A 14,236-nucleotide genomic window follows, 5' to 3' on the forward strand; every position below is an offset into this window, starting at 1 on the left:
ATCCGCCGCGTCCTTCGTGGAGACGCAGCAACGGTCGAACCGAAAGGGAATCGAGCGTCGCCGTACCGGCGGCCGTCGCGGATGCGGCCATCCCGGTAGCGGCAGTTCGGGGGTGTAGCCATGTCTGACGATCAGGGACACAAGGCGAGCACGGCCGGAATCAACCCCCTCGACGGCGAGATCGTCCTGCAGAACGCTCATCAGTCGTGGGTCAACTGGCTGCGGCGGCTCTTTTTTGCGGCATTTCTGCTCGTTCTGGGACTCAGTATCGGGGGCAGTCCTGGGGGCTTCCTGATGATGCTGGCGCTGGTGCTCTTTCTTAGCGTATACTTCTCCCGGCGGGCCAGCCGGTACATCGTCACGAACCAGCGCGTAAAGCAGACATCCGGACTGTTGGGGACGTCAACGAACGAAGCCCGGCTAGAGACGCTAAACGGGATCTCGACTCAGGCGGGGTTCATTGAATCACTGTTCGGCAAGGGAACCGTTTCGGTCACCGACTCGGCCCGCGAGCAGTTCACCATCGATGGCGTCGGCAACTACGAAGAAGTCGCTCGGACGCTTCGGGAACAACAGCAGGCTGCCAACCAACCCGGTCAGGGGAGGTATCAGCAGCCGGCAGGCGGACAGCAGGCGCCGAGAGGTGGACAACAGGCACCAGCAGGCGGACAGCAAACGCAGACGGGTGGCCAGCGCCAGAACCAACAGCAGGGACGTCAGGCGCAAAATACCACCGACAACAGCTCATCGTCCGATAGCCGGAGCGAACAGCAAGAACAACAGGACGAGTCGACAACGTCGACCGTCGCAAAGCGTGACCGCTGTCTCGACTGTGGTGAGCTCGTCGATGCCGACGTCGATTTCTGTCCCGAGTGCGGTACCGAGGACCCGTTCACCGCTTCGCAGTCCGAAGATACCGGGACCACCACATCCGACGACACCAACGCCACTACCGCCGAAGGAATGCAAGCAACCCGGACGGCCGAACCGGAGACTGCCGATCATCCGGTAACCGCAGTCGCGGAATCCGTGCTCACGAACCGTCGACCACGGTCCGGAGCCGCCGATGAGCTATGCAGAGCGCTGGCCGACGATGATCCCGATCGCCAGCGTGTCGAGACGGCGCTAGTTGATGCCGTGGAGGCGATCGAGCGCTCGGCGGCCGTGACCGACGCGGTCGACCAAATTACCGATCCGACGGATCAGACCCAGGTGGAGTCGGCCCAGCGGTCGGTAGCCAGCAAGGAGGGTGACCTCGCGACTGCTATCGAGCCGGTTCTCGACGGCACGTCGAGTCTTATCGGCGATTTAGCGGAGTGTGAATCCCGCCACGAACGACTTTCGGGAGCGACCGGAGAGCTCTGTGATACCGTCGAACGCGAACACGACGTACGCATCAGAGCGAACAATGCCGCGGAACGGGCCTCTCAGGCGACCGAAGCGGTCGAAACTGCGGCGGCGACGGCCGAAACGTCGTCGGCACCGCTCTCGTCCGTCGTCGACGACGTTGAACGATCGGCGCGTCCACGCACCGAGCAGTCTCGGGAGCTACTCGATGCACTCGACGAGCACGACGACGGAGAGTTGACCGAAGTACTGCGCTCGACGGTAGAATCGCTCGACGAGCACGACGAGCTTCAGGCGGCAGTCGCGGAAATCAGTCAGCGAGACGTTCGGCGGCGGCTGACCTCGCTCGACGACGAACTTCAGCGCGAGGAGGGTGCGGTTTATCGCCATCTCGCGGATCGCATCCGCGAGATGGAGACGATGGTCGAGCGGGATGACATCGACGGCGTCCAGCTGTACGCCATCTACCAGGAGTGTACGTTCTACGACCGGACGCTGCTTCCGCGGCTCTCTCGGGAGGATACTGGCGGGAAGTCGGTCGACGTACGAGGTCTACTCGACGACGTCGAGTCGCGACGCTCCCGGATCGAAGACGAGTACGTTACCGTCAGGGCCGACCACAATCACACGATCCCGAACCACTTCCTGTCACTGGCTGGGAATCTCTGTGCCGAAGCCAAAAGCGTCAGCGACGACCGGCCGGAGCGAGCGGCTGGGATCCTATCGGCGTCGGATGAACTCCTCGAACACGTCGAACAGTTGTACGAACGCAACGAGTACAGCGTCATGCTGCGCCGCCTTCGCGGTTGAATTCAGCGTAGCGCTGGCAAAACTGTCAGCGAACCCACTATCTTTATTAGGTAATAATAGAGTACTACGTAGCGTTGAACCATGTATCGTCTGACAGTCACTAACCAAAGTAAACAAAACAGTAGCTGATGTTCACATGACGTACCTGTTCGTAGGGGCAGGCCAGGCGGGTGGTGCAATCGTCGACGCTATCTTCGAGTACACCGACGATTCGATGTTGGGACTTTTCGAATCGACCGACATCTCGACGCTCGGTCGGCCGCTGGTGTTCAACTCGACGATGCGTGACCTCCAGAACCTGTCGAACGTTCCCGAGGAAGACCAGTACGGTGTGGCAAAAGACCACGGACTGATCCAGGGGACCGAGCCGGGGTTCGAGGAGATGGTGACCGGCGGGTTCGGGCGGAACCCGGTGGACGCCGACGAGGTCATGAGCGAACACACCGACCAGCTGCAGGCGATCCTCGATGAGCGGTTCGGCAGTGGCGGGCTCGACCTAGACCTCGAGGACGAGGACGAGAACGAGGACGACGGGGCGTCCGCAGTCGAGAACTCCGACAATATTCAGTTTGCGTTTCTGTTTCTCGGCCTCGGCGGCGGTACGGGTTGTGGGATCGGACCGCATCTGGCACAGCAAATCAAGGAGTTTACCGACGGGTCGACGCACGTCGTTGCGGTCGCCGTGCTTCCCAACACCAGAGGCACGGGAGAGGACGACTCGGACGAGACAAATGCCGGACGCCAGGCCTGGAACGCCCGGTACGGGCTGGACCGTCTCGAGGATGCCGTCGACGGGATCGTGCTCGTCGACAATCAGCGGATCTCGTACCTCGACTCCGCCGGCGGCGAGTTCGGGGAGTACAACGAGTACGTCGCCACGGCGATCCACGATATGGTCGCGGGGCCGATGCTAAGTAGTGTCGACGCCAGCCAGGTCGACGGCGTCGACACCCCCGATATCGACGTTCGTGACATCATGACGTCGCTGTCGTTCGGTATCGGCAACGACGAGTCCGAACCGGGCTACGGGGCGATCGGCCGGTCGGTGACCATGACCAAATCCCTGACCGGCTATCTGATGCCGTTTTTCGGAAACCGCGAGATCGACAGCGCGGCACTCTCCCGCCTGTCGGCATCGAAGCAGACGCTCGCGCGGGCAGACGCCGGGGACGCACAGAAGGCCATTTCCCTGGTGCGTGCTCCGAGCGGCAACTTGACCGCCGGCGCAAACAGCGTCGAGATCGGCACGGTAAAGGAGTATCTAGAGCGCAGTTGTAGCCTGAACGAGGTTAACATCGGCGTCGCACTCAGCGACAGAAACCTCGCGTCGGTGACGACGCTTTTGACCTACCAGCGGGAAGATCTGGATCGACTCGACGAGATCGAGCGGGCCGCCGACGCCTACGAGGAGGAGACGGAGGAGCTACTCACATGAGCTCTCGGTGGTCACGCCGTATCGCAGTCAGCGTGCTGAGTGCGGTGGGAATCGCCACTCTTGGGGCGACACTCGCCATGGCAGCGAGTGATGGCTCGACGATCAGTGCCGCGATCGATGCGACGGAACTGCTCCGTTCGACCCGGTCGCTCTCCGAACAGATGGTCATCATCGCTGGCGGCGGGTTGTTGCTCGGAATCGGCGTCGGCGTCGTGGCCGCGGCGGGGATCACCTATTGGCTCAAGAATCGGCGGATCGAGAGGCGGTTACAATGACTGGGCGGAGATGCGTCCTGTTGGTGGTCATCGCGTTGCTCGTGGGGGCCACCGCTGTCGGCGCACCCGTTGCCGCCAACGAGGCCGGCAACGGCGCCGAGAACGCCGATACCGAAGCGGTCGGGCTCGAAGGGATCGATCATCTGGTAGCAAACGACGAGGAGCTGGCCGCTCACGTCGGCGAGTACAGGGCGGCGACCGAAGCGTTCGAGACCGAACTCGACGAACTCAATGCGACGATCGACCGGATCGAAGGCGGCAACGATGGCGATCTCGGCGAGGCGGAGGCGATGCTCGAACGGCTCGACGATCGACACGAGAACATGACTACACAGGAAACGGAACTCAGACAGTATCTACTAACAGCGACGAGCGAAGGCAACGCGACGGGGACCTTCGACGCGATAGCAACGATCAACGACCGACAGGAGGACCGGACGGCTGCGCTGGCGACATCGACTGACGCGTACGTTACCGCGGTCGAAGACCGGCGATCGGACCCCCGATCGACCGTTCGGATGACGCTGTTTGGTTCGCTGCTTGGCGGACTCGTCGTCGGAATCGTTGCTGGAGCGGCCGTCCCAATCGTGGCAGCAAAGCGCGTTTCCGAGAAAATGAAGCTCAGCCGTGACGTGAGCTACGATCGGAAGGTCGTGCTGATCCCGGTTCTGGTCGGCATTGCGCTTGCACTCGCCGGGATCGCTGTTCTCATCGTTCTCGGCGGCGGCGCGGAGCTACTGGAGGTGGTCCGATGAATCCGAACGTCCGAACTGCACTCGGCATCGGCGGACTCATCGTCCTCGCTGCCGGACTCGGCGCCGGCATCTTCGTCTGGCGCGGTTCGCAAGCGGCGACCTGGTTCGTGATTATCGGTATTCCGGCCCTCGTCGTTACGGCGATCGCACTGTACGTTCGGGGCGTCATCGCCCGCAGCGGGACCAGCGAACAACAGTTCATCGAGACGCAGGCCCGGACGACCGCCGAGGAGTTCCAGGACTGCGTGCGCGAGGTGAACGACCTTGATGATGCGTATCCGAAGTGGACGCCGAGCGTCGACGCCAGACTGGAGTCGATCGAGGGAGATTTCCGATCACAATCGGTCACGTTCGACCTCGAAACGGGATCGTTCAACCTCGGAAACGGTATCAAGGATGCGAACCTTCAGGAGTTCGAGCGACTCTCAAACGAGATCGACGACGTAGAGGGGACTGTCGAGTCGTCGTTCCGCGAGTTCGTCGACGAGGAGTTGACGGCGATCGAAACGGCGTTCGAACGGCTCGAAGAGGCCGGACTCGTTCGAGCCGACCGGATCCACTCGCTGTCCGACGAGGAATCGATCCCCGAGTACCGCGACACGCTCGATCTGGCCCGCGAGGAGGCGACTGACACGGTCGAGACGGCGATCGAGGCCGTCCGGGAAATGGGCCGCGGCGAGGACCGCCCCAGCGGCGTCGACACCGTAGAGAGCGATCTCGACGAGGCGGAGCGAGCGATCGACGACGACGAGTTCGAGCGTGCCGTCGCGTCGATACTCGACGCCCAGGACCGGCTTCGCGATCAGTACTCCGGCTCGTTCGAGGAAGAACGGGATGCAGTGTTGGAGCTGGTCGACGCCGTCGACCGGGCCGACATCACGAGCCACGTTGATGCGGAGTATCTCGACAATGTCGATCGGATCGAAGCAACGATTGAGGAACTGGACTCGGCGCTCGATCTCGGCGAACTGAGCCGTCCACGCTCGGAGCTTCGGGGCACCTGTCTCGACATCGTCGCGTCGATGGAGCGCGAGCTTGAAGATGACGTCCGAACGCTCCGGAATACGGAGCTTCCCTCGGGCTACTACAGGGAGCCAGCCGTCGTCGACGAGCGGTTCGTCGACGAACTCGACGATATCGACGATCTCGGTCGGTTCACCGAGCGCTGGTCCGAAGTCGTGACGCGGCTGAGCGACGCCCTCGAGACGGCCAACACGAAGGCGGCGGTCGTCGACGCGTACGACGACGTCGCGGTGACGATCGAGGACACGCTCGACGCCGAGGGCGAGGTGACCGACGACGACCTGCCGATGCGTCACGCCGACCAGTTCCTCGGCCTCTACTTCCGACGCAACGACGGGGTCGAGTTCGATCCTGCAGTCCCCGTTCTCAGGCGGGGCGATGTCGAAACGCACGATCTCACCGTCGATCTCACCTACGAGCGGGGCGGCGACGCCCGCACCGCGACGGTCGAGATCACCGGCGGCGGCTACGACGAGACCAAGACCGTCGAGACGCGGATCGCCGGATCGGTAACGTTCGAGGCGGTCCCGGAAGGAACTCACACCCTTTCTGCGGATCCCGGCGACAGCGCGTTCGGTCGGGTCGAGCGGGACGTAACGATCGGCGGCGATACGACGGCGAGCGTCGATTTCACCGAGCAGAGTCTCCGGGACCAGCTCTGTGAAGGCGTCGACGCCGATATGGAGGAGCTCGTCCCCGAGATGAGTCCGCGGCTGGAGTCGCTGTTCGAGGAACAGGGCTACGTCTCGACTGCGATGGAACTGCCGGTTCGGGACACTCACGCACCGTGTTTGCTCGCGGTCTGGTGCGACGAGGCGGGCTACGACATCTGCCGCGACGGCGACGAGATCGTCGTCTACGACGGCGACCAGCTCGAACGCGAGCTTACCAACGTACTTCGATACAACGTCGAGGTCGGGGAGCAGCTCCCCTACGACGAGCTCGAACAGAACTTCCTCTCTGCGCCGGTCCCCGTCGCCGTCATTCGGGACGTGGTCGCAGGAGTCGACAGCGAGTACGACGTAACGACGACACAGACAGCAATCGAGGTCAACTAAAATGGCACAAAGCGACACATTCACCAGATGGAGCGTTATCGCGTCCGGGGAGGGCGGCGGCCGGGTCGCCTCACAGTTCTTTGACCGGACGGAAAACCCAGGTATCGACGATCGAATACTGGTGATGAACACGAACCGGGCGGACCTCCGGAACACCATCGACAGGCTGAGCGATCAGCTGGGGTCGAACGGAAACGAGGAGGAGATGATGGAATCACACGCCCTCGAGTTCGGCTCCCAACAGGGTGCGGGGAACTTCTTCCCTAACGGCGAGGCGTGCGCCCGAGAGGACTTCGACCGCATCGTCAGGCGGATCAAGGAGTTCAACACCGCCGACGCGTTCATGCACGTCGCGACGCTGGGCGGGGGCACCGGCAACGGCTCGATCCCCTACACGATCGACCAGTTCCGAAGCGGGCTCGACGACCTCGACGATGCAGGAGCCTCCGAGGAGTGGATGGACAGCGTGATCCACACCGCCTTCGGCATCTGGCCATACTACTACGAGAATCCGCAACGTCATTTCAACGCCGTCTGTGGCCTCTCCCGCTTGCTCCGAACGCAGGATGACAAGCAAAACGCCGATATGGTGTTGCTCGCGGCGAACTCCCATCTCGATCAGGAAGAAAACGGCGGCAGCCGCCACTACGACTCGATCAACGAGGCGATCATCACCGCGATCGACCTGATGATCGGAGCGGGGCGGGAGACCAGAAGCGTGATCGACGTGAAAGATTACGTGACGATCCCCTCCCAGATGGACGCCTATCACTTCTCGCCCGCCGTCGCGACGGATCTCAATGGGGACGTCTACGAACTGGAGTACATGCTCGATCAGGCCGCGGAGAACACGTACGTTCCGATGGACATCGGAACGACATCTGCCGCGTACGCGATCGTCCGTGCGCCCGAGAAGATGATCGAAAACGAGGTCATCACCGAACCGGACGTGTACGGCGCGTTTCGCGACTGGACCGGAAAGCACGACATCAACGTCGCGGGGCAGGCGAGTCTCACCCCGAAGCGGGGGCGCGGAAGCGACGTCGACGTGCTCCTGTTGCTCGGCGGCTTCGATCTGAACCCGCTGCTGGAACACTCCAGAGACGAGTTTGAGATGCTCGGCGACAGTCTCGCCGGGCAGAGCCGCGGCGACGGAGCCGACCTCAGTAGCGCTGAACTCGATCGTATCGTCGACAACCTCGAAACGTACGTCGAACGGAACGCGGAGTGACATGGTCGCACACGGATCTACAGCCGGTGATCGGATCTCGCCCCTGATTCGAGTCGCTACCGTCGCGGTACTCCTCGTCGCCGCCGTAACCGCCGGTGCGCTCGTCGCGGATGTCGCAGCGGGCGAGACCGGCGATCTGGAGCGAGACGGCGCCGACCTGATCGTCGATATCTCGGGGATAAACGCTCCCGACGAGGTCGTCGTGAACGTCACCGAACCGACCGACGAGTTACGGTACGTCGAAAACGCGACCGGCGCGGGCGACGAAATCAGAATCGACGTTCGAGACCCCGCCGAAGGCACGATAGAGGGGACCGATCTGACCGCCGCGACGGTAACCGTCACCGTCGAAACCAACGACGGTAGCGAAACAGTTGCCGAGAACGCCACGGTCGATCTCAGCTACGCGGCGTTCGACGAGTCGGCGCCGACCTGGATCGACGATGGCGAGGTCCGTGTGCCCATGGACGGCGACGCAACCACCGGCTTCGGCGGGAGTGCGACGGTCGGAGTTACATCGGGTAGCGGAGATGAGGCTGCGTTCGACCCGATCGACGCGAACGTGACCGATGACGGTACGCAGCTTTCGATCGATCACGCAGAGCTTGTCGACGCCGTCGAGCCGTCCGAGACGATCAGGCTCGACGTCCGATCGAACGGCGACCGGATCGCAGAAGCGCCGATCTCTTACAATCCGGAGCTGCGGGCTCCGAACGACGAACTCGCCGTCTGGCACCCCCTCATTCAGGAGAGCGACGAGTACACGGTCGAGGTGAATGGTGACCCCGTCGACGCGGAATCGCTTTCGATGCGTGACGCCGAAATCAGGATCGACAACCACACCGCCGTCGGAAACGAGATCAGCGTCGACGGTGGAGGGCTCTCGTTCGACCTCAATGGGACCGATCTCGTCGTCCACGAACTCAACGCGACGGTAACCGACGATGGGCTGGTGTTCGAACAGGGCGTTTCAGGGCTCGGTGTGAGCGCCGCGATGGACGCATCCGACGGACGGCAACTGCTCGACGAGAGACAGACGATTGGCGAAGATCGAACGCTCGCGATCGATGGGGTGAGTCACGATGACGAACTGCTGCTGTCGACTGACGCCGGAACTGCCACTGTCAGTCTCGCAAAAGCGACGACCGAAGGCGTAAGCCAGAGCGGGATGCCGTATCTGGTGATCGGAGCGCTGCTCGGCGTTCCGCTCGTCGCCGGAGGTGGACTCGGCGTGGCCGCCAGCGTGTTGGGTGGGAGACCGAAGCGGCGGCGTCTCGTGCTCGCAGCAGGGCTAACGATCCTGCCCCTGCTGGTCCTGACGACCGTGATACTGGTGATAACGGGGAACGATCTAAACTCGGTCGATCTCGCAGTCCACGGATCGGCAGTGGTCGGTCTGTTACTCGGGACCGTCGTGTCGTCGGGAGCCTATCGTTTCCTGGGGTCGAAGCCAGGCGGCGGCGCTACGAAAACAACCGTCAGCGTGGATATCACGGACGGAGAGCGCAAGCACAGTGGGCGAATACCGGTCGTATACAGAAAGCCGGACTCCAACTCCTGGAAAGATAAACGGGTGATCCGAAACGGGAGCGGGACGGTAACGATTCCCGGGAGCGGTTCGTGGGAGCTCATGGCAGTCGTCAAGACCGATGACGGCAAGTACAAATCCGATATCGTTCCGGTGAGCGGTCGAAACGTGGAGGCGACGCTGACGATTTCGCTCCCAACGAATCTGACCGTGACCGATGGAGAGAGTGGCAAGCCGATCACCGGCGCGACGGTGCGGCGCGAAGACGGGACGACGGTCACCACAGGGGCGGATGGGATGGTAACGGTCGAGTCTCCCGAAGACGATTCGAGTGAGACGATCGAAATCGATCACGAAAAGTATCAGGCCACGACGACGACGGTATCCTTCGGGCAGCAACGTGACCACACGGTCGAACTCCGCCCGAGAACCGGTAGCATCCGCATCGTCTCGCAGATAGATGGCACCCCCACCGAATCGATGGAGCTTCGGGTGACACCGGAGAGCGGAGAACGATTCCTGCGGGACCGCTCCGAGGGCAGTCGAACGACGACTGGCCGGAACGGGGTCGCGACACGTGAGAATGTCATGGTGGGTCAGTATCGGATCGAGATCCCGTCGCCGGGCGGCCGTTCAGATGTGTTCAAAGGCGGCGAGGAACGACTGACAGTACGGGAAGGCGGCACCGCGACAGCCGAAGTCGACGCGCGTTTCACCTGGACGCTCTCGCGAGAACAGCGCAGTCGCATCGACGCAATCCGCACGGAGGTCCGTTCGCTGTCGGATCACTCCCGACGCGATACGACGATCCCACAGTATTACGGTTCCGTCGTCGAGTCGATGCTAGACGGCGTCGAATCGTTGCCCGACGCCGGCCACCATTTCGTCGGAACCAGCACGGACCCGGATACGGCCGCCGACCTGACGCTCGACGCCGCGGAACGAGCCGTCGAGGCGATCAACGACGCGATGACGACGAAGAGAAACGTCGACCTCTTTGCCGCCTGTACGGATATGCCGAGTTCGACCGTCCGGTGGGATGGGGAGTTCGACATCGCGGACCTCCTCGAACGGCTCGACTCCGAGCCGACGGCCCAGCGAAATGAGCTCAAAGAGCGGTACGAGGAGGTTGCCGATCAGATCGAGCGCTCCCGCGGTGACGTCTCCGAGATCGGGCCGGTCAAAGAGATGCACCAACGAGCCTGGGAACTGGTCAGAGCAACCAGCGGTGGCCAAGAGACGATCGCTACCGCCTACGCCTCCCTATTGGTGCTCGATGCAGTCGCGTCTTTCTTCGAGCACGACGCCCTCCACGAACGACTCTCACGGACGGTGTTTTAACAACATGAGTGAAACGAATCTCGACGACCCGCTACCGACTCCTGCCCGAGTGGCAGTAGTATTCACCGCTTTCGTCGTCGTAACCGCAATGGTTGTGCCGATAGCCACTACCGGAGCGGCCGCCGACGAACGCAATAGGCTCGGAGCGGTTGACGATCCCGAAACCGCCGAAGAGTACTTCGAGACGTTCCGTACGATGGAGGGGACAGCGGCCTACGAGGAGTACGACGAGTTCGAGACGCTTCGAACGTTTGCCATTTCGCAGACACAGGAGATCGGTACGCTCGACGCCGAAGCGGAGGCCGAACTCGCTGCGGTCCTCGAAACGATGCGGACGTTCGAGAGCGCCTACAATAACGCCGAGGACGGCCAATTCGAGGCGAGTCTCGACACCGTCGAGGACGTCGACGCCGCAATAGAGGAACTCGAGACGTATGACGAGACACAGGCGACGTTGGCGGATCTCGCGGTGACTCGGTTCTACGAACGGTTAGGTGACGGCCTCCGGGAGGACGCAGAGGCTGCCGAACGCACACCGGACCGGCTCGAACTACTCTCGATGACGGTCACTGCGTACGAACGTGCGAACTTGCCAGACGAGGCAGCGGAGTTCAATCTCCGAGCCGAGCAGCTCTCCGCCGAGTACGAGAACGATCTCGAGCAAATCAACGAGACGGAAGCGGCCGCCGGGGCGCTGTTGGAGGGGTGCTCCGACTGTACGAAAACCACAGCCGCTCTCGCCGGGAACCCGAACGTACTGGCTCTGTTCGAGCATTACCGTACCGCACAGGCGGTCAACGCGGACGTACAGGACGCCCAAGCGGCAGCCGAAAGTCATGGCCTCTCCGAACGCGAGGAGGAGCTCGCTGCGAGGAGCGAGACGGTCAGTAACGCTCGGACGTCGCTAGCGCTGGCATCGGTCTCTGTCCTGATGGGTTACGGCGTGGTCGTCGGCCTACTCAGCTCGCTGCTGTTCGGCCGAGTGTTCACCTGGCAACGAACGTACGACCGGGCACAGATCGGAGCAGTCGTTTCGGTGGGTGATACCGATGTCTAGACGAATCGTCGGAGTCCTCGTGATCCTGTTCGCGGTGGGGATGGCGACGGTGCCAGTCGCCCAGGCGGCGGAGATAACGAATGTCGACGCCACCGACACCGAGATCGTGATCGACGGCGAGCAGACCACGATCGAACACGAACTCTTCGTTGAGAACACTGGCGAAAACGCGACGATGGCGGACGTAACCATCACTGAGAGTCCCACGGGGGTCACCGTCGATCACCTCGGCGCGGAAAGGCTCGAACCGGGGGCAACGACTCGGGTCTCCATCGAGATCACCGCCGAGGCGACAGCCGACAGCGGCGAAATCCGTGGTACTGTCAATGGAGAGGCGTTCGCGTTCAACGTAGAGGTCGTGAATCCACCGCTGCCTGGATTCGAGGACGAGCCGATTGATATCGGCGACGTATTGGTCGGCGAGGAGACAGCCGGAGAGCTCGTCGTCGAGGAAGTCGGCGGTGACCAGGGACTCGATGGCGTCGAAGCGGAAGTCGTCGACGCTGATCCGGATGCCACTCTCTTTTTCAATGACATGGAGGGTGGGTTCAGTTCCGAGGGCATCCAGACGTCTCCGGGCGGACAAGATACGGCCGAGTGGGTGATCGAAGTTGACGATGGGACTCCACAGTACGAGGAACTCTCGTGGACCGTCGAACTCAACAGCGTAGATCATCCGCAAGCGACTAGAACGGTTGATGTCGAAGCACGCGTGATCTCTCTGCCCAAGTTCGGGCAAGGCGTGCTGATCGACGACGAAATCGTCTTCGACGAGCCTCGCGACGAGGTGAATACGATCGACAGGACGTACGAGTTCCAGATCAACAACGACGGCGACCTGGCACTCCCGCTTGAGGACGTGAGAGCGTCCAGCGACGAGCTCGACGTCCAGGTCGAGAACTTCCCCGAAGAGATTGACGGACAGTCCCGTGGAACGATCGAACTCGGAATCTCAGCTGACACCGATCTCAGCGAGGACGAGTACACCATCTCCGTCATGCCAGAGCCCGGGGAGTTCAACATCGAGGAGACCGAATACGAAGGAACCATTCAGGATTCCTTTTTCAGTTACACGATCGAAGCAACCGATTACGAAGCGGCGACTCAGGTGATCCACGAGACCCGTCTCGCCGCTCCTACGACTGTCAGAATCGGCGACGTTCCGATCGGTGAATCCGACTCGGGTACAGCAACGATCGAGGAAGAACTGGGATACAACGACATCGAGAACGTCGACATCGGGCTCGAAAGCGGGCCGAACAACTGGATGACCATCGATAGCCAGCCCTCGCAGGTGAACGCAGGTAGTTCATCGACGGTCGCGTTCGCCCTCGACTTCGACACCGACGCCGAACTCGGCAACGATTATCAGTGGGAGTACTCCGTTACCGGCAACGGCGTCGAAACGAAGACGGTAGCCGTGACCGCGTCGCCGGTTCCGCTGGATCTCGGCCCGATCCGTAACGACCTCTCGACCTACGACGATCCGGTCGCCGCGGAAACGATCACGATCGTCGATCGAATGGACGAACGAATGCAAGCCGGCAAAACTGCGGGCGACGACATCCCGACGATCCTCACGTTCGGTGAGTCGACGACCCTGTATCTTGGTTCGATCGAGGACGCACGATCGCTCGTCGATGACGGAGATCACGAGGCAGCCCAGTCCCAGATCATCCGCGCTGCCGCGGCGTACAACTCGATGTCGCTCTACGCCGATCGGATCGAAGACGGGCAGCAGCGAGCGAGCAGTCAAGACGTCCTCACACTGGCCGACGAAGAGCTCGGTACGGTCATCGACGAACAGGAACGCTACTACGAGACGCAACTCGACTCCGGGGAACTCTCGTTACTCGAGGAAGCGACCGTACAACGCCAGCTTGCACAGATCGCTCTCCTGCAAGGGGACACCGAGAACGCGGAAGCGCTCGAAGCCGATGCTGACGAGGCCTTCGCGAGCTACTCCGAAGCCGTCTCGAATGGAGAACGCGCAGCACAGGCTGCCAACGAACGTTGGTCGGCACTGGAAGACGAACAGTTCGTTTCCATCGCCGGGCAGCAGCTGCTGCTGAATCCTGCCGAGTACGATACGTTCACCAACCGCGCCGACTCACTGGACGAATCCTACGACGAAGCGGCGGCAGAATTCGAGTCTGCCGGTGAGACCAGCCGCGCCGAAGCGATCACCGCGGAACAACAGGATCGAATGGAGGCGATCGAAACCGCCGAGCTCTCCTTGTTCGTCGCGACAGGCGTCTACGTGGTAATTATGCTTGGGATCGTCGTCCGCACGGGCCGTCGGATGTACTGGTACGTTCGAGACGCTCGGGAAGCCGTGAGCGGCGACTTCCTGATACAGTGAATACCCCATCCCTC

General features: G+C 62.0%; 10 protein-coding genes. 9 read left to right on the top strand and 1 reads right to left on the bottom strand.

Annotation, left to right across the window (positions count from 1 at the left end):
* The first annotated feature begins 120 nt into the window (after positions 1-120).
* The 6 genes from NO931_RS14505 to NO931_RS14530 all read left to right on the top strand — a co-directional run bounded on the left by NO931_RS14505 (position 121) and on the right by NO931_RS14530 (position 7,934).
* Positions 121-2,157, top strand: coding sequence for a PH domain-containing protein (locus NO931_RS14505; RefSeq protein WP_256393069.1), 2,037 nt, complete (start codon positions 121-123; stop codon positions 2,155-2,157).
* 136 nt (positions 2,158-2,293) lie between these two features.
* Positions 2,294-3,592 (top strand): FtsZ/tubulin family protein, encoded by a 1,299-nt coding sequence (locus tag NO931_RS14510; RefSeq protein ID WP_256393070.1) that lies wholly within the window; start codon positions 2,294-2,296, stop codon positions 3,590-3,592.
* A gap of 77 nt (positions 3,593-3,669) precedes the next feature.
* A complete protein-coding gene (locus tag NO931_RS14515) occupies positions 3,670-3,867 on the top strand; it encodes a hypothetical protein (protein WP_256393071.1) in 198 nt (65 codons plus the stop codon).
* The gene (locus NO931_RS14520) at positions 3,864-4,622 is read left to right on the top strand and encodes a hypothetical protein (RefSeq protein WP_256393072.1); all 759 of its coding nucleotides are present in this window, start codon (positions 3,864-3,866) and stop codon (positions 4,620-4,622) included. The genes NO931_RS14515 and NO931_RS14520 overlap by 4 nt, the downstream gene beginning before the upstream one ends.
* Positions 4,619-6,703, top strand: coding sequence for a coiled-coil domain-containing protein (locus NO931_RS14525; protein WP_256393074.1), 2,085 nt, complete (start codon positions 4,619-4,621; stop codon positions 6,701-6,703). Before NO931_RS14520 ends, NO931_RS14525 begins: the two co-directional genes overlap by 4 nt.
* 1 nt (position 6,704) lies before the next feature.
* Complete coding sequence (locus NO931_RS14530; protein WP_256393075.1) at positions 6,705-7,934, top strand: FtsZ/tubulin family protein; 1,230 nt, start codon at positions 6,705-6,707, stop codon at positions 7,932-7,934.
* A 229-nt stretch (positions 7,935-8,163) separates the two neighbouring features.
* On the opposite strand, the gene NO931_RS14535 is transcribed toward NO931_RS14530, so the two are convergent.
* Entirely contained in the window at positions 8,164-8,853 is a 690-nt protein-coding gene (locus tag NO931_RS14535) for a hypothetical protein (RefSeq protein WP_256393076.1), read from the bottom strand.
* Between the two features lie 33 nt (positions 8,854-8,886).
* Here NO931_RS14535 and NO931_RS14540 point away from each other — a divergent pair, with 33 nt between their 5' ends.
* Genes NO931_RS14540 through NO931_RS14550 form a run of 3 tightly spaced genes read left to right on the top strand, consistent with a single transcriptional unit; the run spans position 8,887 to position 14,222 of the window.
* Positions 8,887-10,803, top strand: a complete 1,917-nt coding sequence (locus NO931_RS14540; RefSeq protein ID WP_256393077.1) for a hypothetical protein — start codon at positions 8,887-8,889, stop codon at positions 10,801-10,803.
* Positions 10,804-10,807: 4 nt separating this feature from the next.
* The gene (locus tag NO931_RS14545) at positions 10,808-11,860 is read left to right on the top strand and encodes a hypothetical protein (protein ID WP_256393078.1); all 1,053 of its coding nucleotides are present in this window, start codon (positions 10,808-10,810) and stop codon (positions 11,858-11,860) included.
* The gene (locus NO931_RS14550) at positions 11,853-14,222 is read left to right on the top strand and encodes a hypothetical protein (RefSeq protein ID WP_256393079.1); all 2,370 of its coding nucleotides are present in this window, start codon (positions 11,853-11,855) and stop codon (positions 14,220-14,222) included. Before NO931_RS14545 ends, NO931_RS14550 begins: the two co-directional genes overlap by 8 nt.
* Positions 14,223-14,236 lie beyond the last annotated feature (14 nt).

The sequence above is a fragment of the Natronoarchaeum rubrum genome (assembly GCF_024494695.1).